Source organism: Sphingomonas sp. CFBP 13603, assembly GCF_014892665.1.
GTDB lineage: Bacteria > Pseudomonadota > Alphaproteobacteria > Sphingomonadales > Sphingomonadaceae > Sphingomonas.
In genome coordinates, this window is sequence record NZ_JADBIA010000008.1 from 185,014 (window position 1) to 204,529 (window position 19,516).

Annotated in this window: 15 protein-coding genes; 4 read left to right on the top strand and 11 right to left on the bottom strand. The window is 57.8% G+C overall.

The features are described from left to right. Window positions 1–10: 10 nt before the first annotated feature. From IFR23_RS13765 to IFR23_RS13795, 8 genes are all read right to left on the bottom strand, one after another. Complete coding sequence (locus IFR23_RS13765) at window positions 11–2,056, bottom strand: DNA methyltransferase (protein WP_192976410.1); 2,046 nt, start codon at window positions 2,054–2,056, stop codon at window positions 11–13. Beyond that, complete coding sequence (locus IFR23_RS13770; RefSeq protein WP_192976411.1) at window positions 2,053–2,892, bottom strand: DUF4391 domain-containing protein; 840 nt, start codon at window positions 2,890–2,892, stop codon at window positions 2,053–2,055. Before IFR23_RS13770 ends, IFR23_RS13765 begins: the two co-directional genes overlap by 4 nt. After that, entirely contained in the window at window positions 2,889–5,807 is a 2,919-nt protein-coding gene (locus tag IFR23_RS13775) for a DEAD/DEAH box helicase (protein WP_197978447.1), read from the bottom strand. The genes IFR23_RS13770 and IFR23_RS13775 overlap by 4 nt, the downstream gene beginning before the upstream one ends. A gap of 329 nt (window positions 5,808–6,136) precedes the next feature. Further along, window positions 6,137–6,340 carry a DUF5818 domain-containing protein gene (locus tag IFR23_RS20305; RefSeq protein ID WP_244655690.1) on the bottom strand — a complete coding sequence of 68 codons (204 nt, stop codon included), beginning with the start codon at window positions 6,338–6,340 and terminating at the stop codon, window positions 6,137–6,139. A 67-nt stretch (window positions 6,341–6,407) separates the two neighbouring features. Beyond that, window positions 6,408–6,968, bottom strand: coding sequence for a recombinase family protein (locus IFR23_RS13780; protein WP_192976413.1), 561 nt, complete (start codon window positions 6,966–6,968; stop codon window positions 6,408–6,410). 388 nt (window positions 6,969–7,356) lie between these two features. After that, the gene (locus IFR23_RS13785; protein WP_192976414.1) at window positions 7,357–9,408 is read right to left on the bottom strand and encodes a TonB-dependent receptor plug domain-containing protein; all 2,052 of its coding nucleotides are present in this window, start codon (window positions 9,406–9,408) and stop codon (window positions 7,357–7,359) included. Window positions 9,409–9,410: 2 nt separating this feature from the next. Beyond that, window positions 9,411–9,740, bottom strand: coding sequence for a YfiR family protein (locus IFR23_RS13790; RefSeq protein WP_162236997.1), 330 nt, complete (start codon window positions 9,738–9,740; stop codon window positions 9,411–9,413). A gap of 347 nt (window positions 9,741–10,087) precedes the next feature. Beyond that, window positions 10,088–12,250, bottom strand: a complete 2,163-nt coding sequence (locus tag IFR23_RS13795) for a putative bifunctional diguanylate cyclase/phosphodiesterase (protein ID WP_192976415.1) — start codon at window positions 12,248–12,250, stop codon at window positions 10,088–10,090. A gap of 494 nt (window positions 12,251–12,744) precedes the next feature. Here IFR23_RS13795 and IFR23_RS13800 point away from each other — a divergent pair, with 494 nt between their 5' ends. Beyond that, window positions 12,745–13,251: a MucR family transcriptional regulator gene (locus IFR23_RS13800; protein WP_056413502.1), complete on the top strand. Its 507-nt coding sequence runs from the start codon at window positions 12,745–12,747 to the stop codon at window positions 13,249–13,251. Between the two features lie 144 nt (window positions 13,252–13,395). Here IFR23_RS13800 and IFR23_RS13805 read toward each other — a convergent pair whose 3' ends face one another. Next, the gene (locus tag IFR23_RS13805) at window positions 13,396–13,962 is read right to left on the bottom strand and encodes a recombinase family protein (RefSeq protein ID WP_107956072.1); all 567 of its coding nucleotides are present in this window, start codon (window positions 13,960–13,962) and stop codon (window positions 13,396–13,398) included. Window positions 13,963–14,381: 419 nt separating this feature from the next. Between IFR23_RS13805 and IFR23_RS13810 the strand changes: the two genes are divergently transcribed. The 3 genes from IFR23_RS13810 to IFR23_RS13820 all read left to right on the top strand — a co-directional run bounded on the left by IFR23_RS13810 (window position 14,382) and on the right by IFR23_RS13820 (window position 17,091). After that, window positions 14,382–15,473 carry a TonB family protein gene (locus IFR23_RS13810; protein WP_192976416.1) on the top strand — a complete coding sequence of 364 codons (1,092 nt, stop codon included), beginning with the start codon at window positions 14,382–14,384 and terminating at the stop codon, window positions 15,471–15,473. Window positions 15,474–15,630: 157 nt separating this feature from the next. Next, window positions 15,631–16,161 (top strand): hypothetical protein, encoded by a 531-nt coding sequence (locus tag IFR23_RS13815; protein ID WP_192976417.1) that lies wholly within the window; start codon window positions 15,631–15,633, stop codon window positions 16,159–16,161. A 387-nt stretch (window positions 16,162–16,548) separates the two neighbouring features. Then, window positions 16,549–17,091: a hypothetical protein gene (locus IFR23_RS13820; protein WP_192976418.1), complete on the top strand. Its 543-nt coding sequence runs from the start codon at window positions 16,549–16,551 to the stop codon at window positions 17,089–17,091. A 186-nt stretch (window positions 17,092–17,277) separates the two neighbouring features. On the opposite strand, the gene IFR23_RS13825 is transcribed toward IFR23_RS13820, so the two are convergent. Continuing rightward, complete coding sequence (locus IFR23_RS13825) at window positions 17,278–18,441, bottom strand: hypothetical protein (RefSeq protein WP_192976419.1); 1,164 nt, start codon at window positions 18,439–18,441, stop codon at window positions 17,278–17,280. A 562-nt stretch (window positions 18,442–19,003) separates the two neighbouring features. Beyond that, entirely contained in the window at window positions 19,004–19,234 is a 231-nt protein-coding gene (locus tag IFR23_RS13830; protein ID WP_192976420.1) for a hypothetical protein, read from the bottom strand. Window positions 19,235–19,516 lie beyond the last annotated feature (282 nt).

A 19,516-nucleotide genomic window follows, 5' to 3' on the forward strand; every position in this document is an offset into this window, starting at 1 on the left:
TGGTCGCCGATCAAATGCTGGCAATTTTGGCGATGCGATCGCCAAGCCGCTGGCGCAGGATCGCCGCGAGGTTGGCCTTAGTCGCCGCGCGGTTACCGTCAGCGCCTAAGCCGGTGTCTTTGAAATAGATGGTGGTCTGGACCGGATCGAGCTTATCCGCCCAGTCCGCCAGTCCCATACCGAGCGCCTCGGTATCATTCGCGCTGATGTTGCCCAGGCATACCATCAACGTACCGCCACCCAGCGCATAGACCGCCTTGCCCGCAATGCTCTGCTTCTCTTCAGGCAGTGTAAGATCGATGCCGGTCTTGAGCAGCAGCTCGACCAACAGATCGTCTTCGCTCCGGCCGGGTAGGACATTGTCGACTGCATCTAGAATGCTTGCCTCCAGATCCTCGGCGTCCGGTTGCCAAGGTTTCAGGTTCGACGTGTCAAGCTTGTAAACGCGAAAGCCAGTATCGATCCTAGCGTCAGGGTGCTCCTCGCGAACTTTCGCGCCGGCACGGCGCAGCCGTTCCTTCGTGAGTTCGGCAATGTTTAGGGGCAGTCCGGCAGCTTCAAGAAACTCTGCAGCGGCAGATTGCTTGCTTCGAGACGGTTCCACAATCTCTGGAATTTGGACAAGGACATATCGACGGGAGCCGTCGTCCAAGGCATTCTGGCGCATTACAGCGTGCGCCGTGGTTCCCGATCCGGCGAAGAAATCCATGACGATATCTTCACGGTCTGTGACGTACTCTATGAGCTTCGTGATGTCTGATATACCTTTTGGGTTATCAAATACTCGAGCTCCATCAAACAGCGAGACAAGCTCGTTCGTAGAATTTTGAGCATAGCTAAAATGCACGCTCGTCATCACTTGCTCGCGATTTTCGAAGATGTTTGAGCGAACCCTCGGAACTGTAATTTCGTCCGGGCCAAATACGATCCGTCCCTTTTCGACCTCCTCCCAGAAACGGTTCAAGGTGGGATATCTCCAACCGCTCACGGGCAACTTAACTGGTTTTCCGGTCTCAGGGTGAAGTACCTCATACCTAGGCCCACCACCCCCCGGCCAATTTATATTGCCGTCATCGCGGTAGGGGCCACGCTCGTCGACTTTTCGAAATCTCGTAAGTGGTTGACGCGTATCATCGTCAGGTATGGAGCGATAAAACTCCAATATATCCTCTCTTACTAGATCCCAAGCATCGCCATGATGTGAACGTGATTTATCGAATACGTCTCGAAGCTCATCAACACCATCCTTCAAACCACGAAAACGTGTTTCGAGTTCAGATACTCGTGCCTCTCTCTTGAAAAAACACAGCAGATACTCGTGTCCGACGGAAAAGTACTTTGCATCGTTCTTGCGATTTCGCTCATAGATCAGAGCACCAATCGCATTCTCTTCGCCAAAAATCTCGGACATCACTGCGTAGAGGTTCCCAATTTCTACGTCATCGATGTTCACCAATATTAGGCCATCATCGCGCAGGAACTCCTTGGCGAGCAATAGCCGCGGGTAGATCATATTCAACCAGTCGGTATGGAATCGGCCTGCCGACTCTGGATCACTGCTCAGTAACTCCCCTTCGTCACCAGACTGTCCCGTAATCGACAGGTAGCCACTAAGTGGCTGCTTATAGTTGTCAGGATATACAAAATCTGTACCGGTATTATACGGGGGATCGATGTATATTAACTTTACCTTCCCCGCATACGATCGGCGAAGCAGCTTCAGAACTTCTAAGTTGTCACCCTCAACGACGAGATTTTGCGTTTTAGCCCAGTCGATGCTGTCCATTGGCGCAGGACGAAGTGTCCCTAGGCTGGGTGTCAGCGCAAATGCGCGAGCCCGGCGCTTTCCCTTCCAATTGAGGCCGTAGCGCTCCTCACCATCTTCCATTGCATCGCCGAGTAGGTCCCGAAGAACGTCAAAGTTGACCTTGCCGTCTGTGACGATCTCCGGAAACAGTGCCTTCAACCGTGTGACATTGTCCGTGACAAGATCACCGCTGCTTGCCGCTTCATCTTCGCGGGTGATCTGCGGGATGGGGTCGTTGGCGTCAGTCACACTTTATCTCCGCGCACGCCATCGGCGCGCATCTCTTTGAAAACACTATGGGCAAGCATGGGAGCGTCGGCCAGCTCCCCCGCGATGGCCTGAAGCCTATCCTTAAGCGCACGCGCCTGATTGCCAAGCACGACCTGTTCCGCCAGTCGATTTTCCCGCTTTGCTGCTGAGCGGGTGGCGAGCCATTCGGCTTCAGCCAGCCGGTAGCGGTCCAGTGCGTTGCGCCGTGCCATCACCGACGCTGGATCAGTGAGACACTGGAATGGCGCTTCGGTCATGTGCGCGACTGCGAGTGCCTCAACCCGTTCGATCAGCCCGCCATAAAGGGCCGCAAGCGTGGTTTGCGGCAAAGCGGGTAGTGCGAGGCTGCCCAGGAAGGCAGTGGTTGCCGTATCGGCATGCGCTGCGAGATCAGGCGCAACGATAAGCCGCTCAACGACCATCTGGTCGGCAACGCGCTCGGCTCGCCGTAGCGGCGCGACGCTCAAGCGGGTGCCGGCGTTCCCCGGCAGTGCCGTAGCAAGAATGATAGGCACTGGGATCGCGCGATGAACCAGCGTGAGTAGCCGCTGGGTTGGTTCGACCCGGGCGGTCATAGCCAGCAACTGGATAGCCGGGACAGGCCGCTCACCATCGTTGTCCGCCGCAACCCCGACCGTGCCCGGTGATAGCGTCGCCCACCAATCCAGCCGCTCGATCGTGCTGTCGATCAGCTTGCGATCAGCGGTATTGGCCGCGCCGTGCTGCGCCAACACCTCCTTCGGCAAACGCCGCGCCGGTGTCCCCATCGGGGGAAGCGCGAGCGCGGCCCGGACATCGGCCGGCGTGATCGTCATGCGGGGGGAAGGATCGCCAGCCAGCAGACGACCTCCCAATCGTCCAGTCCGCTCTCGCCGCCCGATCCCTCGATTCCGCCGGTCGTGAACAGGCTTTCGACTGCGCGCTCCTCAGCTTTGCCGGTGACGCCACGAATGGCCGCGGCGAGCAATGCTTGCCATGTTTCCATCGCGTCGCCCCCATGAGTCTCGCCATCGAAGCGCATCCAGGCTTCAGCCTGTCGGTCCGCCGGTGTCGCGGCGGCGAGGCGCAGCAGGTCCAGCATCCGCTTAGGTTGGCTGTGCGGCAGGATGATGTGATCCTCAGCACCGACGTAGATCAAAGCGTGCGGGAACAGCGGATCCCCCTTCGCAATCGACCGCTCGGCCGAAGGCGTTGCTGCACGCAGGACGAACAGCGCGCCGGGCGGAAAATCATCGCTAGCAAAGATGGGCGAGTAGGTGCCGAGCAGCTGCTTGCTTAGGATTACGCGCTGGTCGGGCGACATTCGGGCCAGATCCAGCCGCAGGTCATTGAGCGTCAGATCAGTAATGGATACGCCCGAGGACAGATCCTCCAGATCGACGACGCGTGATTGCAGCGTTTCGAGCTGCTGGCGGCGATACTCCAGATCGTTCATCTGATTGCCCGCTTGCGCCTCGATCAGGTTTTCCTCGCCCGTTGCCGAAACGTCGAGAAGCATCATCTTGCCCGACACGCTACGCTCCAGGCCGATGTAGCTGTCCAGGTCCATGTTCGGCCAAAAGTTGACGAGCTTAATGATAGCGTTGGGTGAGCCAAGGCGATCGATGCGGCCGAAGCGCTGCACGATGCGGACTGGGTTCCAGTGGATGTCGTAATTCACAACGCAGTCGCAATCCTGCAGGTTCTGGCCTTCGGAGATGCAGTCGGTGGCTATGATCAGGTCGATCTCCTCCTCGTCAGCCAACGTTTCGGGGCGCGACCGGGCGCGAGGCGCGAAGGCGGTGAGGATCGAGCCGAGGTCGGCGGTCAGCTTCGGGTGAGTCGTCTTGTTGCGACCCGATCCCGTTACCAGCGCCATGCGACGCGGATATTCAGCACGCAATTCCTCATAGAGGTAGGCGGCAGTATCTGCGAAGGCGGTGAAGACCAGCAGCTTCGAGTTTCCGGGGTTGAATGGATCGGCAAGTTTGGCAGCGATTAGCTCCTTCAAGTCGGCGAGTTTGGCGTCGCGTTCCGCGGTGACGCTTTGCGCCTGTGCGTGGAGGCGCGCGAGCCGATCTCGATCTTCCGCTAGATCCTGACGCCAGCGAACTAGGTCTGCATCACTCAGTAGGACGCGAACATTGCGTCCTACTCCGAGCTGATCGAAGGCAGGATCGTCATCATCCAAATCGTCGATCGAAGGCGCGGTTACGCTGTCGTCATGGACGTCGATGCGAGCGATCAACGCTTCAACCACCTCAAGCTGACGGCCGATCGTTAGCGCAAAGGCATGGACTGAACTCTCCATGCGCTTGAGCAAATTAACCCGCAGCAGCGCAGTCAGGCTTTCCTCGCGGTCAAGCTGGCGGAACACGCTGGCGCCGCCCCCAGCGCCAGCAACATCCTGATTGTAGCGTCGCTCGTAGGCCGGACGGCGGTCCTCCAGAACATAGCGGAGCGGCGCGAAGGCTGCTAGCTTCAGCCGGCGGATTTCGTTGTTAACTTCGACGATCGCTGGGAATGAGCCAGTGAGGTCGACGTCCGACTTGATGTTCGTCGGTGCCAGCTTTTCAGGAAAAGTTCCGGTTTCGGCGGTACCGTAGTAACGCTCGATATGCTTGCGGCTGCGCGCGATAGTGAGCAGGTCGAGCAGCCGAAAATAATCGAAACCCAGCATCTCAAGCAGTTTGGCGGGTGTTCGAACCGCTTCCGGGAGTTGCTGCCAGCGGTTAAACTGGCCCTGCGCGATACGGATGGTCCCAGCGATGCTTGCAATGCCGTGTCCGGCCAGAGCCTGGTCGTGCCCCTCAGTAGCGAAGGCAATCTGGTTTTTGAGGTCATTTAGGCGGTTGTTCACCGGGGTAGCTGACAGCATTAACACACGCGTCTTCACGCCGGCCTTTACAACGGCGTTAAGCAGCTTGTCATACCGGCTCTCTCGATCGCCTTTACCGCCGGGGCGGTTACGGAAATTATGGCTCTCGTCGATGACGACCAAGTCGTAATTTGCCCAGTTTATGTTGCCTAGGTCGATATCGCCGGACTGGCCACCTTCGCGCGACAGATCAGTATGGTTCAACACATCAAAGGCGAAGCGGTCAGCGGCAAGCATGTTGCGGACGTCATTGCGCGTCCAAAGCGTCCAATTCTCACGCAGGCGCTTCGGAGCGAGGACAAGCACCCGTGCATTGCGCAACTCGAAATATTTGATGACGCCCAGCGCCTCGAAGGTTTTGCCAAGGCCAACACTGTCAGCGATGATGCAACCACCGAAGCGTTGCAGTTTATCGATCGCGCCGATGACGCCATCTTTCTGAAAGCGATAGAGCTTCGACCAAATCTGAGTCTCGCGTATCCCAGTAGCGGGGTCGACGATGCGCGACTCATCTGTGCCGGACTCCATCTCGGCAAAGAGCTGGTTCAACGCTTGCGTGTAGACGGCGGCAGGCGCGTGATCGGATGCGGCGGCAGTAACGGCATCGTTCAGAGCTGCAACTGCTGGCCCTTCCGGGTTCGCCGCGTTCCATTCTGTTTCAAACCACTGGGTGACCATGCCCAGCTCCACTTCGTTCTCCGTCTGCTGCACAAATCCAAGCCGGGATTGTGGAGAAAGGCCGAGACCGCCGGTGGTCAGGGTGCAATTGCCGATAATGGCCCCTCGCGGGGTCAAAAGCACTGCTTGCGCAGGGGGCAGGCGCGTCTGTCGAATTTCCGCAGCCGCGAGCGCTCGTGCGAGCGCGCCAGACATTGCCCGGCTCTGAAGGCGATTACGGCGGATCCGATCGCCGTCGTCCCCACTAAGAAGTGTATCCGTAGTTGCGCCCAGCAGGAGGCGTCTAAGCGCTTGAGGACCACCTTCAAGCGCAGAATGCGCCCCGAAAATTGATATTTGGTCAGTAAGGACGTTGAGCGCCGCGCCCTTAAATTTCTTCAAAATCTCGAAAGTTCTCTCACTTCCCGTATTTCCGACTAGCCGCACCTAAAAGCCTCCAGCCCAATGCGGGCATCCTGATTATGTATATTCTTAATTTTGACCTAGTAAATAAAGGGCTGGTGCGAGAATCACTCTCGAGCCTCTCACGCAGGTGCTACGCCGTCCGCGTTTACCAGATCCAGGCCGACAAGCGTGCCTAGTAGCCGCACTCGCTTCTCAACTAGGTCGACAGGCGTGCGGTGAAGTTCGAGCTCGTAACGGCCTCCAAGATCCCGACGAAGATAAAATGCCCCGCCTTCGCGAAGCAGCGTACCAGTTTCGTTAATCCGTGTTCCGATAGCCGTCATACGCACGCCGTTCCTTTGGATTGCGGTAGCTGCCAATCTGCTCGTCGAGAACCCTAGTTCGTTGCTGTTAGGCTGAAGCTTCAGGGGGCTTTGGTATGTACCGGTAAACGGTGCCGCGGGAGATGCCGAGCTGTCGAGCGATTTGGGCGGGCTTAACTCCGTCCGCCATCAGCTTCCGTACGGCGTCTGGATCGATGCGAGCCTTACCGCCCTTATATACTCCGCGAGCCTTGGCCGCCTGAATTCCTTCCATCTGGCGTTCGAGCCGCAAGTTCGTTTCGAACTCTGCAAACACGCCAAGCATATCGAGGAACGCCTTGCCTGCTGCAGTGCTGGTGTCGATCGGTTGCTCGGTTGCTTTAAGCGAGACGCCCCTGCCCTTCAGCTCATGGACGATGTCCTGCAAATCCTTCATTGATCGCGCAAGCCGGTCTATTCGGGTAATGACGAGCGTGTCACCCTTTCGCAAAAAATCGAGCAGTACCTGCAGTTCGGTGCGCCCGCTCCGCTCAGTCCCGGACTTCTTCTCAGACCGGATCGTTTGGCATCCGGCAGCGCGCAATGCCGCCTCCTGAATGCCTAGGTCTTGTTCCAAGGTAGATACGCGCGCGTAACCAAAAAACGTCATGACTGCCCCAACTGTTCAGTCAGGCTTTAGACCTGCGACACAGACTGTTCAATATCTATGATAACGACCCTGATTGAACGGTGATTGTGTACCGCGTCGTATGCGCATTCAGGGTATACCCGGATTGACGCGGAGCGTAATGACCTCCCGCCCTTTTTGTCGGTGACGGAAAAATCTCTGGATTTTGGTTTCCGTACACTCGGACAAAGCGATAGGGTTTTTCGCCTGTGCCACACATAGATTCGGGCGCCCCCGGTCGCCGGATCTGATGGCTGACGACAATCATGTGGTTTCGAACAGGTGGGGTGATGATCAAGAACGTCGATCGATGGGGAGCGAAACCGTCGCCCTTCCGACCATTCATCATGCAACCAGCTACGTATTTAGCTTATATCTTAGCACTTACTCCCAATCTAAGTCGACGATCGGCCGGTATTGGAGAGCCGTAAGCACCACGAGCCTGTGTCAAGTTTTCTCCTGCCACATGGATCGACACCCTTGGTGTTAGCATCCGGGCAATTTTAGCGTCGACCGTAATGGCTGCCGGTACGCGTATCATCGCCAATTCTGTCGACGGAAGAAAACTGCTTTGGCGACTGGCGCTTGTGAGATGCGCCAATGTGGTCGCTGACCATCCACCTGCGGCATAATCGAGGCTCAGATTGGCCCGATGCTGCGGTGTGGCCGCCTTAGGAAAGAGAGCATAGAAGGTGGTATTACGGTTGGCCGGGATGTTCTCATCCACCCGGGTCACATTGTAGTTAAATGACCAACCGAAGTTGGTCGCGATCTTACCGGACGCTGACAGCTCAACGCCGTAGCTTTCAAAATTTCCCACGTTGGCAAACCGAGTGACGGCGATCGGTTCCGGTGTCAGCACTACCGTTACATCAACAGACCCCCCTGGCGAGGCGATCAACTTGTCGGTCCGGGTATAAAAGAGGGATGCATCAAACCTTAGGCCTGACGCCAAGCTATGCGAATAGCTCGTCTCTGCACTCCAGACGGTGACTGGAGCAAGACGGGGATCGCCAGTTAGATATACCGGGATCGGAACTTCAGGCGCCGGAACGGTCACGCGTAGGCCAAAGCCGATCAGCGATGGCAACTGCAGGCCACGTCCGCCGTTAACCCGGAACCGGCCATTTTCGCTGACCTGGATGGTTGCAGCGGCGTTGAAGCTGACCGGCGTAATCGTGCGGTTATAGGCTGAGGCAGGATCAATCTGAGGTGCTGCCGGCGCCCCCCCCTGACCCAACCAAAGATGATCGAGCCGCAAAGCGCCCGTCAGCGAGAGGCGGGCAAGCGGACGAATGTCGATCATTCCGCTGACCGCTGCAACCTGATAACCAATGCGATGTGAAAACAGACTGTCGGAGCCGAGCTGGTTGTTGCGGTATTCGGTACCAATTCGAAGGGTGTCTGCCGCGCTTATTCTAACGAGCGCCGACGCGGACATCACGGTGATGCGGTTGCTCGTACGAAGATCGGCAACGCTGCTGTAGGGGTCAGAAATGGGCGTGGTAATCCCATAGTCCGCCTGCAACCAATTAGTGTAGACGCGGCCAGAGAGATTGCCCCAGTTGGTGTCGTGGTTCACCTGTAGTCCGGCGGTCTGATTGCGGAACCGTTGCTCGGTCAGAATCTGGCTCGGCAAGAATTCCAGTTGCCGGTTGCCGGTCAGCCCACCATTAAGTTCGATGGAGGTTGAGGCGCCAGCCTGAATTGCCAGCGTCGCGCTCACCTGATCGGCATAGATGCCCAATGTACGTGGCGGCTGGTAAAGTGCGCCTGGGATCGCGCGCTCGTCTTCCTTTTGATGTCCGCCAGTTACCTTCAAGCCGATAGTTGGGCTAACAGGTATGGTGAACGATCCGCCAATGCGGGCATAACTATGGGTACCAAGTTCTGCAGTTGCACCAAGATGCGGATCTGAACCAGCGTTAGTGGTGATGATGTTGACGACACCACTGGCGGCATTGAAGCCAAACAGCGCAGTAGCAGGACCTCGGACCAACTCGATCTGCTGGATGTCATTGAGCTGCACACCAAGTAGGTTCCAGTTTGTCATGCCGTAATGATCAAGATAGACCTGTCGCCCGTCGACTAGAACAAGTAGCCTGGCGTTATAGGTCTGGACACCGCCGCGAACGGCAACGTCACTCTGGCCCGCGGTCCAGCGATTGACATCAATTCCGGCATAAGCCTTCAAGAGATCCGGTACACTGCGGGCTGGTGACCGCTCGATCTCGTCATGCGTAATAATAGTAATTGAGGCGGGAGCTTCAGACGCTCGCTGAGGCTTGCCAGTCACGCTGGTCGTAATCGGCTCACCGAAGGCGTCACCCAACGCAGCATAGTCGACGATCTGTGCATCGAGCCCGGTGGGTACAATCGCACCGATTGCGGTGGCGACCACAAGGGTAAGAAGGCGCCCCATGATCAGATTTCCTTGACGAGCATGAGGAAAGCGGACCCAAACCTGATACCGCTTCGACGCGCCGCAGCCTTATTCACGATGATCTGTGTTTTGCTCGCTCCGCTGATGCCCACAATGCATTTTCCCGCCACGACGCAGCCAGCGTCGGCGGTGATTGTCAAAATAGATTGCGCGCTGGCAGCTGCGGCCACTTCGTCCTGGTGCGCGCGTAGACCCGTGGTAACGAACGCAGCCTTCGTGCCAGTCAGCTGGCCTAGGTTACTCACTGCCACCCGCCGCGTGCGGAGCGTCGCACGGCCCAGCGTGAAGCCACCAGTCAACATGCGCTCCATGTCAGACGCCTCCGCCTCCGAGGCAGCGTTGCCGGGCTGATAAACAATGCCGACCGGTACCAGTCCGACAGGCGATGGTTGAACGAATGATATGATACGGGCGGCAACGGGGACGTTGAGAACAGCCGACGGGGCCGTCGCCGCTGGCCAAATCATGCTAGTGACGAGGACTGGCCCCGCGAGGAAAGATAGATGTTTCACACGTATCCCGATCGTTTGTCCCGCCGGATAGCAACGGGGTGTGTGCCAGTGGTTAATACCCGCCGGGAATGTGGCGGCGGATCGAATGAACCGTTCTGGCCTGTGGCTATGTCTTTTCGAAACCTATGGACGGCACCTGTTTTTGCTCAGGCGGCCACCTGACAGGCTGTGCTGAACAATCGGACAGTTTCAGTGAATGATGCCGGTTTGCCGAATAAGTAACCCTGCCCCTGGGTACATCCCTTTAGTGAGAGCATCGCTGCTACCGCCGCGTCCTCGATACCCTCGGCCGTAACCTTCATGCCGAAGCTGAGCGCCAGCGAGATGATCGCATCGACAATCTTCTCGCTCTCGACGCTGTCAGTGAGCGATGTGACGAAACTTTGGTCGATTTTGATCTTGTCGAACCGGAGGCGTCGCAGGTTGGATAGGCTGGAATACCCAGTACCGAAATCATCCAGTGCCACGGATATCCCGCTTTGGCGGAAGGTTGCCAGCACACGTTCGGCCGCGACGATGTCATCCATCACCGCATCCTCGGTAATCTCGATCTCAAAACGCGATGGCGAGACGCCTTCAGCGAGGATGATGGCGATCAGTGCCTCGGCCAGTCCCGGTTCTTCGAACTGGGTCGGCGAAATGTTCAAAGCCAAACGCAAGTGAGCGGGGATCTGGCGCGCATCAATACACGCCTGTCGCAGGATCGAATTGGTCATCGCCGTTATCTGGCCAGTGCTATCGGCAAGTCTGATAAAGGCGTCAGGCGCTAGTAGCCCGAGACGAGGATGATGCCAGCGCGCCAGAATCTCAAAGCCGCATAGCCCCCCATCTGAGAAACGGACGATTGGCTGATAGAACGGCTTTACTTCGCTGCGGCCAATACCATCGCGCAATTCCTGCTCCATGCGTCGGCGCTCGAACCGCTCGGCTTCCATTGAAGGGGAAAATAGGCAGACGCCGCCCTTGCTGCCCCGCTTGGCTTCATACATCGCGATGTCTGCGGCATGCAGTAGCTCGCTCCCAGCGACCCCATCATTCGGGAAGCGGGAGACCCCGATGCTGGCACCGACCGTAATCGTGTTACTGCGCCAGGCGAGCGGTTGATGAAGCACGTGACTAGCTTGGTAGGCCAACGCCATGGCATCGCCTGTGCTCCCTTCGTCTGGCACGATTATAGCAAACTCGTCCCCGCCCAGGCGCGCAATAGTGGCATAATCCCCACAGACGCTATGCAGTCGGTGTGCAACCGTCATGAGCACCGTGTCGCCGGCAGCGTGTCCATGCATGTCATTGGCATCTTTGAAGCCATCGAGATCAAGCAGCACCACTGATAATCCTCTGCCAGCGGTCATGGCAGCGTCAATGGCAATCTCAAGCGCGTTACCGAACTCTCGTCGGTTAACGAGACCTGTCAGCGCGTCAGTGCGTGCGAGCTTCAGCGCCTCCTGCTCGGCGATACCGCGGCGCGTGATCTCCGCTGTCAGTTGGACACCACGTTCGGCTGCCAATGCGAGCCAAGCATAGGATAGGCCGGCGACGATCAGCACCGCAGCCGTAACTAATGCGACAAGCCATCGCGTCCGCCACGCAGCATCCTCGGCATGACGGTGCGCATCGGCAATGCCGGAGGCTGCGATTGCCTTGACCTCGGCCAGCACACGGTCTGCATTGGCACGAAACGGGCGCAGCATGGCAACGCTAGTGGAGAAGTCGACTTCCAGCATCGACGACACCACTCCAACCGCTTCATCATATTTGCCGAGCTCTGCAACGACCCGGGTAGCACGAGTGATGTCCCGAGGGTCGAGCGCCTCCCGCTGCCTGGCCAGATCGGCGCTGATCTGACTGATCCTATGGCGGATATTGATCAGGCGTCGGGTGCTGTCAGCGGCGCGGCCGTTAGCCGACGCATCAACCAGCAGGCGGTACAGGTTGCCATCTTCGTGGTCGAAGCGCGCGGCAAGCTCGCTCAATGAGACTGCCGTCTGCATGTCATGGTCAACGATGAGGCTGTTGGCATGTTGAACGTAGATGAGCGTGCCAAGGCAAAGTGTCACTGCCAGCACGAGCAATATGATCACGGCCTTGGGGCCAGCTATATACTGCGGTAGCCCCGACTTTCGTTCGATCTCGGAAACAGCGTTAAGGCTGGTCAACCCATCATCTGGTTGAACAAGGTCAGCAAAGCATTGAGCGCGAGCTTCTGAACATGCAAATTGCGGCCCCGGACCTATCTCGTTTTGCGCGAGACGCGAGGCACGGCGACCGATGCGAAAGGCGGCGCCTCGGATGGTTCGTCGTTCCAGCATGTTCAGCGCCTATGCCGCTGACAAGACTAACAAATCCTTTTGCGATCAAAAAAGATTTGCAATCCGCCCAAGCTTGATACCTCACGCGCAGGATCGGCGGTATGTCATCCCGAATCTACCGAGGAAACTATCAGCGCGAGCTAATCCCGCCGTCGCAAAAATGGGCGCATACCAGAGTGCCTCGTGAGCAACCATTCCGGTCATACAAAGCCGGGCCGGCGTGGCCAGTAGTGAAGCCGGACCAACCGGTCCGCCACGATCGAGATGCAAAGCGGAGAAGTACGTTACTGTGCCACTAAACGTCCGATGCGGCGCGTTGCTAGCAGGCCCGACATCAAGTGGGCGGTGAGTAGGATCTGCATATCGAACCATTTGTGATCACCGCATTTTCCGGTCCTTCCATGCACCAATCTTAAATATGTGGCCTCGGGTAAACTAAGATTGCCAGTAACCAATCAAATACCTAGATGCGCCTCCAGAAATGGAGCCCTGCTATGTCTGACACTACCCTCGATCTGAACCCCGTTGAGCTCGCCACGGAATTGACCATCGCGTGGTTAGCAAACCCCAACACGCGTACCAATGCTGACGACGTTCCGGCCTTCCTGAACAAAATGTACGAAACTGTTTCGGTACTGGTCGGCGGAAACGCTACGGCTGCTGAACCCGAGGCACCTGCTCAAGAATACACCCCGGCCGTGACGGCGCGTAAGTCGCTTGCCAGCCCCGATCACATCATCAGCATGATCGATGGCAAGCCGTACAAGACGCTGCGCCGCCACCTTGCGACTAACGGCATGACGCCAGTGGAGTATCGTGAGCGTTATGGCCTGAAGGCTGATTACCCCATGGTCGCTCCGACCTATTCGGAAGCACGTCGCACGATGGCGAAAAGCATTGGCCTGGGTCGCAAGCCCGGTCAAACCAATGCAGCCAAGGCAGACGCCAAGCCCACCCCGGCTCCGCGCAAGCGCAAGACCGAAGAAACGGCAGCCGAATAAGCCATGGCATAGCTTCCCGGAAAACGGGAGCCGAGCCCCTGTGGAAATGCAGTCTACGTCCCTGGAGGCGCGTCCTCAGGGCCTCCAGGGTCATCAGACGGCGATCATGGCCACTAAAGGGCACGATGCGCAGGTAGCGGGTCTTCAAGGGCCCGGCTCGCTGCCACCAGCCGGAAAATGCCTGTAAAAGGTTGCGACCGAGACGCCGATCGCCTCGGCTACGTCCCGGGGACGATCGCCCGCAGCGAGCAGCTTCATAGCCGTGGCCCTCTTTGGCGTCAGGACCGACTTGCGCCCCCTGCCCGGCCCGTTCTTGCGACGGGCCGCCAGTAGCCCGGCCATTGTGCGTTCGCGGATCAGCTCACGCTCCATTTCTGCGATCGACGCCAGAATGTGAAAGAGCAACCTGCCGGTCGGCGTCGCTGTGTCGATCCCGTCGGTTAGGGACCGTAACTCGATACCGCGGGTAGCAAGGTCAGCTGCCAGTTCGACAAGGCCCTTCATCGAACGGCCAAGGCGGTCGAGCTTCCAGACGACGAGCGTGTCTCCCCGGCGAGCGACGTTCAACGCTTCTGACAAACCCGGACGGTCGGTTTTCGCGCCACTCGCCTTGTCACTGCAGATCCGTTCGCATCCCGCAGCGGTCAGAGCGTCCGTTTGCAACGTCAAATTCTGGTCAGATGTCGAGACCCGGGCATATCCGATGAGCATCAGCGGGGAATCCGCCATGTTAGGGCGCCTGCCTCGGAATGCGGCGAAGCGATCTGCGCTCTCACGCAGCGCGTCGCCGTCGGGGCCGTCGAAGGCGGGCGGTGGTACGCGAAGGTTTAGCCGGCCAAGGCCGTCTAGGACTTGAACATAACCCAGCCCGGTACGGTCCTTCGTTTCCTTGGCCGAACGGTGTCCTGAGGCATAGGCGCGCAGTGCGTCGTCGATCGTCATGGTTCGACCCTTCTCAGCTAGTCAACAAAGTTGGCGTTCAATGAGAATGAACAATGAGAACATATTTTGAGAAAGTGGAATTCCAGGCCGGCTATCATCTGTGCTCGCCGAGGATTATTCATTGGTGAGATCGCTAGGCACGTTGCCGCCAGCGGGATAATCGATGTCGTAAATTTGGAGATCACGCCATGCCTGGTGCGCTGCTCGCGCTGCTCAGTGTCCCTGCCCCTCCGGTACCGTTCGCCACACAGCGGACGGAGGTCGTTGCGTTCACCGCCAGCGATGTCACCTGTTCAGGCGAGCCGATAGTAGCCGCTAACATCGTTTGGCCTTTCACAGCCGTTGCAACGCGTTACGGTCCCGCCGTTACCGAAAGCCCCTCACCCACATATCGGTTCTCCTTCGTAATCGATGCGCAGGGGCGCGCCCGCACGATCCGCCGTGATAGGACGGAATCGCCGGGTTGGTATGTCGACACGAGCGATCTTGCCCCTGCGCTGGCGGCTTCGAGCTTTCCAACCGGAATGCCGCAGGCAAAATGCAGCGTGTCCTTCAAGGTATCGGTCACGCCGATCGAGAAGGCGTCGATGCCGGATTTGTACGAACTGGCGAGCCGTCCGGACTCCATAGGATTCGCGCCTGCCCTGTTTGAACGAGTTCGCCCCGCAGACTCAAACTGCCCCCGCGAGCCAGGCCAGTACCGGCGTCTTAACCTGCCGGCCTTCGAAAAACTGTCGCAACCGGCGCGCCGACCATCTTGGGTGTTTCTGGCATTCGACGTGAACGCCGCAGGTAAGCCTGGCAACGTCCAGACATTGGGTACGTCCGGCGATACAGGGCTCGAGCGAGCCGGCCGAGAAGCTTTGCTGGCCAACCGCTATGAGCCGGGAGCGGGTTTTCACGGATGCACCTATCACTTCTACCATAACGGAAGCGCCAACCTGGCGGCCCCCGTACCGGTGCCAGACACGCCCCTGGATACTGGAGACCAGCCCGGTTGTATCGTGGATCCCAAATCGATCCCGGGTCTTCTCGACGGAAGCGCCTACCCCAGAGCGTTCTGGCGCCGCGGAATCGAAGGGGCGGCCGTAATTGGCTATGATACGGCGCCATGGGGAGCGGTAGGGAACGTAAGGGTTCTAGGTTCTGAACCGGACGAGGCGTTCGGCGATACCGCGCGCAATGCGCTTTCCAATGCGCGGGTAGTAGAAAGCGATTCAGGCCGTCGAGGCTGTGTTCAGCGGGTCAAGTTCAAGCTTCCGCCGAAGAGCACCCGGTAACGAGCACTGCCTGGCTGGCGTTCCCGATCGGGAACGCCATAGGCTTCTCAATTGGCGTTCGTTTTTGGGAAAGCGGGTAACGGTCCGTAGTGCCCCAGAGATGGACGTTTAAGCGCAATGGGAGCAAGCTTGGAAGCAGGCGCTTGAGGAGAGCTTGATGAACCGGTTCGCACCGACATTTATCGGGATCGTGTCGGCCACCCTTGCCGGTTCGCTGGTAGCCCAAGGTCTGAGATCAGAGCGCACGCAGTTGATAGCGCCTGAGCAAAAGTCATGGTTCGAGAGGCAGTCACCAGCAATACAGAAAGCGGTTATTGCCCAGCTACGAAGCGCCAAAGCTTGTGTCGCTGACTATTCGAAACGGGATGGAGCCAAAGATGCAATGACCGCCGCAGGTTTGTCACAACCTAGATTTTACTCAGGAGTTTCCAACGGCGTTGTTATCTATCGGACGGTACCCGGAATTAGGGGCTGTTCGCCGGCATTTATAAACCAAGGTCAGGGCCGAGATCAAATCTTTGAATACCTGCCGGCACTCTGGCATGGTCCGCCGCGCGGCCTGAGAGGCCAGGAATTGTGCGGGGCAGCGGCCTCGCAATATGCCGCGGCCTTCAACAAGACCCTTGCCGTGATGAAGCCTGATGCGTTCCACGCCGCCTGTCCTACGGGGCAACTAGAAGGGAAATAGACCGACCGCGATCGGACATTCCCAAAATTAGATCCTTTTCGGGAGGGGCGGGATCGGCAGAAAGCGCCCAAAGTAGCCCTTTCAAGGCCAGTCCCCGGCCTCCCGATTGCAGACGTTCGTTCAGCACGATGACTTAACTTGTTTCATCTCCAGCAGCAATTTGAGGAAGAACAATCGGGACAAATTTTAGGGAAGGCGGACAAACCTGACGGCTGTCATCCTCATCAAGTGGGGCCGCTGTCCGGCTAAGGGGTTACTCTCGGGAAGGCTAGGCCGGTGCGAATCGCCAAATATTCGGCATTGATGAAAAACACGCTATCTCGCTGAACGTACTTGGCAGTTGAGGCTTAAGTGCTAATGTCCGCCATCAGACCGATAACGGAGACTATGATGTTTGCCGTTGCTCTTATGTTTTTTCAAGCGGCAGCCGTCGCCCCGCCCCCGCTCGAAAGCGGCAAGGTCGTGAGGAGCGTGAGAGAATCGATATGCGAACTCCGCGCACCCTCGATTGCTGATGATGCCATTGGTCTCCTTGCCCTGCCAGCGCCGCAGCAAAAAAATGAGATGGGGGTCTTACTCTTCGTCAATTGCTCGGACCGGAAGATTATCAGCCTGCGGGATCCAAGTCGATCAAGACGACACATGAACGAGTTTCCGTACGACTCGCGAATCGAGACGAAGTTGCGCCATGATTCCAAGCGCTACGAGATCCTTAACTTTAATAAAAGGCCTAACAATTCCGTAGGGGACCATACGACCCATTCAAAAGATACATATTGGACGGGGCCATGCGAATATACGGGGCTTGAGCTGACAACCGCGGCCTCAAACGACGACCACAGCCGGCAAACGGTCATATTCAACCTAAACATCTGCAAGAATCAAGTTCTTGCAATGTTAGAGACCACCAAGGCGCCTGCATTGCGATAGGGGGCCGCCCGCAATCCTTTTCCATCCTGAATATCTTTTGATGCAAAAATCGTGATTTTTGCATCGTGTCAAGCCGAGTTGGGCGGAACTGTGACTGCTGTGTTTTCGGTTAAAGGCTGCAGGCTATCCCGGTGTTTGAGCAGTCCTGCAATTCGGGAGAAATCGTTAGATGAAGAACGATAAGATTCAGGATGCTGGCTTGAGATTGGACGCCGTCGGTGATGCGCTTGTCTCCGGGTCGAGATCCGCGCGAACCAGACGCGGCGTTGGGTCGCGGGCCATCAGGCGCGACCCCGTCACCGCAACCATGTTCGCGGTGAAGGTATAGCGTTCGCATCCATAGCTTGGCTGCACTTGCGGGGCATAGCGACGGACAGATATCGCGCGGACCACCTGCTCGGCCCAATCCCCCTTCAACGCTACATGATCACCATGCCGCGAGATGTGCGCTTCGCTGATCCGCCCATCGGTGCCGATCGTATAGGCCACATCGATCCATTGCCCGACATAGCTACCCATCGCCACGGGCGGCATTCCGGCGTTGAATATGGCAACAGCGCCGGGGCTCGGGTCGTAGCGGTTACTAGACCCTTGGAAAGACGCGGTCAGCGCAATGGCGGGGGCGTATAACAACAGCGCAGGCGCTCCGGCGGGCTGCCTTGGATATCGCGCAACCAGGCGATCCAGTTCAGGGCCGAGGGTCGTCTGAGCGGCGAGCAAAAAGCTCAGTTGCCGGGCGGCTACTTGATAAGGCTGCAACGCTGGTTCGCGCCGCGCGATCAACGCATCGATAGCCCGGCGTGCCGAGGAGGCAAACATCGCGTGATTCTGTTCAGCGAGGCGGGTGTTGAGCGTGGCTGCCCGTAAAAGAGCAAGGCCTTCGATCTCAACAAGGCCGAGCTTGTGCGCGCGTCGGGCAATACCCGCATATCGCATCTCGCTTCCTTTAAACCGGCCAGCGCGAGCAAAGGCATCGCCAAGCTCGATCAGCTCCAGGAACACACGTGGATCGTCTTCAGCCATGCCGGCCTTGATCGCGCTGACCGTGTCGAGAGCGCTGGACCATTCGCTGTCGGCTAGGCCGAGATGCCCTGCCATCACGCTATTGGCATGGTGGAGATTAGCCACCGCCACCGGATACTGCTTTGCGAACCGCGCATTGCGGCGCCTTGCTGCCAGCAGCGACGCACGTGCGGCATCATATGTGCCGGCTTCGAACTGAGCCTGTGCCAGCGCAAGCGTAGCCGCGATGTCCTTGTCAGGGGCGCAATGCTCCGCGAGACATGCCTCGAGTTGCTTCTCAAAGTCAGGGATGCGGCTGCCGATGACAACTATATCGCGGCCCGGCATCGCCAGTGCGGAAGGTGGCGGCGGTGTGATTTGGGCGGGCAGGGGCGCGGTGGCCAACAAGCTGCCTGCAACTAACCAACGCGCTATTAGCATCGCTTAGGCTCCAGAATCCGTGGCCAATGCTAGGCGTCAATCACATCCTCGTCCATCCAGCGTGAGCGTGAAATCAGCGGTGGCCTGGCTTTGTAGTCTTAGGGCGCTCTGCTGCAGCCACGTCGTTTTTCGGACGACATATGCGGGTTAAAGGCTGACATGCTATGCCGGGGTTCGAGCAGCGTTGCTTGCCATCAGTAGTCGTGCAGGCGCGACATTCTCGCTTTGTATTAGTGCATCCTTGCGGTGCGGCTAGCAGCAGCGCCAATGTTAAAAACATTGTTTCGTCCTTTACTCACGACACCGTTGGCTGCTTGCCGGTGTACGCCCTGCTTCGTCAAGTGACTGATTATGAACGCAAACGGGTCAGCGGATTATTTCCCGTGCGCAACCGCCCGATGCAAAACTCTTGATTTCTGCATCAGGAACGAGCGGGTTTGGGGCTGACGGATGTTACCTTGCAAGCTGCCTATTCCGCAGGCTGACGGTATTCGAGCGGAACAGGTTTGAAGATAGCAGCCAACGCGCATCCTAAAACCAAGCCAATCAGGACTAACGGGTTGAAGGTAGCGTTGCCTCGGATCATCTCGATCGCGCCGGTCACAGCAAGCCAGGTGACAACCAGCAGAAACAGCCTCGCGAAGAACATCCGTAGTCGTGGAGGCATCCGGTTTTTCAGCCGCGTGGTCCAACTCGACATCGATAGCTCCCGTTCATGCAAGGACATGGCATACGCCCGCTACGTCCGCAATTTGGACGTTCTGGACGTCGCAAGATGGACCCCTTTTACGACACGGCGCAAGGCAGCTTCGATTCTTGAAATAGGATCCTTTTTAAGAAAGGCCGCAGCGTCAGCCGATGTCCGCTAACGCCATCTGACTGCTCAATAGCGGACGGGCCGCTTTCCTCGGTGGGTTCAACGGGTGGTCGCAACACTTCATTCTTTGAGGAGGAGGAGTGTGGGGATGAAGCAGCGTCAGCG

Excerpts from the sequence above, each read along its gene's own strand:
- IFR23_RS13775 (WP_197978447.1), bottom strand. The coding sequence starts at position 5,807 with ATGTCTGGCGCGCTCGCACGAGCGCTCGCGGCTGCGGAAATTCGACAG.
- IFR23_RS13780 (WP_192976413.1), bottom strand. The coding sequence starts at position 6,968 with ATGACGTTTTTTGGTTACGCGCGCGTATCTACCTTGGAACAAGACCTA.
- IFR23_RS13820 (WP_192976418.1), top strand. The coding sequence starts at position 16,549 with ATGATGTTTGCCGTTGCTCTTATGTTTTTTCAAGCGGCAGCCGTCGCC.
- IFR23_RS13795 (WP_192976415.1), bottom strand. The coding sequence starts at position 12,250 with ATGCTGGAACGACGAACCATCCGAGGCGCCGCCTTTCGCATCGGTCGC.
- IFR23_RS13815 (WP_192976417.1), top strand. The coding sequence starts at position 15,631 with ATGAACCGGTTCGCACCGACATTTATCGGGATCGTGTCGGCCACCCTT.
- IFR23_RS13830 (WP_192976420.1), bottom strand. The coding sequence starts at position 19,234 with ATGTCGAGTTGGACCACGCGGCTGAAAAACCGGATGCCTCCACGACTA.
- IFR23_RS20305 (WP_244655690.1), bottom strand. The coding sequence starts at position 6,340 with ATGACGGCTATCGGAACACGGATTAACGAAACTGGTACGCTGCTTCGC.
- IFR23_RS13790 (WP_162236997.1), bottom strand. The coding sequence starts at position 9,740 with ATGGAGCGCATGTTGACTGGTGGCTTCACGCTGGGCCGTGCGACGCTC.
- IFR23_RS13825 (WP_192976419.1), bottom strand. The coding sequence starts at position 18,441 with ATGCCGGGCCGCGATATAGTTGTCATCGGCAGCCGCATCCCTGACTTT.
- IFR23_RS13800 (WP_056413502.1), top strand. The coding sequence starts at position 12,745 with ATGTCTGACACTACCCTCGATCTGAACCCCGTTGAGCTCGCCACGGAA.
- IFR23_RS13770 (WP_192976411.1), bottom strand. The coding sequence starts at position 2,892 with ATGACGATCACGCCGGCCGATGTCCGGGCCGCGCTCGCGCTTCCCCCG.
- IFR23_RS13785 (WP_192976414.1), bottom strand. The coding sequence starts at position 9,408 with ATGGGGCGCCTTCTTACCCTTGTGGTCGCCACCGCAATCGGTGCGATT.
- IFR23_RS13805 (WP_107956072.1), bottom strand. The coding sequence starts at position 13,962 with ATGCTCATCGGATATGCCCGGGTCTCGACATCTGACCAGAATTTGACG.
- IFR23_RS13810 (WP_192976416.1), top strand. The coding sequence starts at position 14,382 with ATGCCTGGTGCGCTGCTCGCGCTGCTCAGTGTCCCTGCCCCTCCGGTA.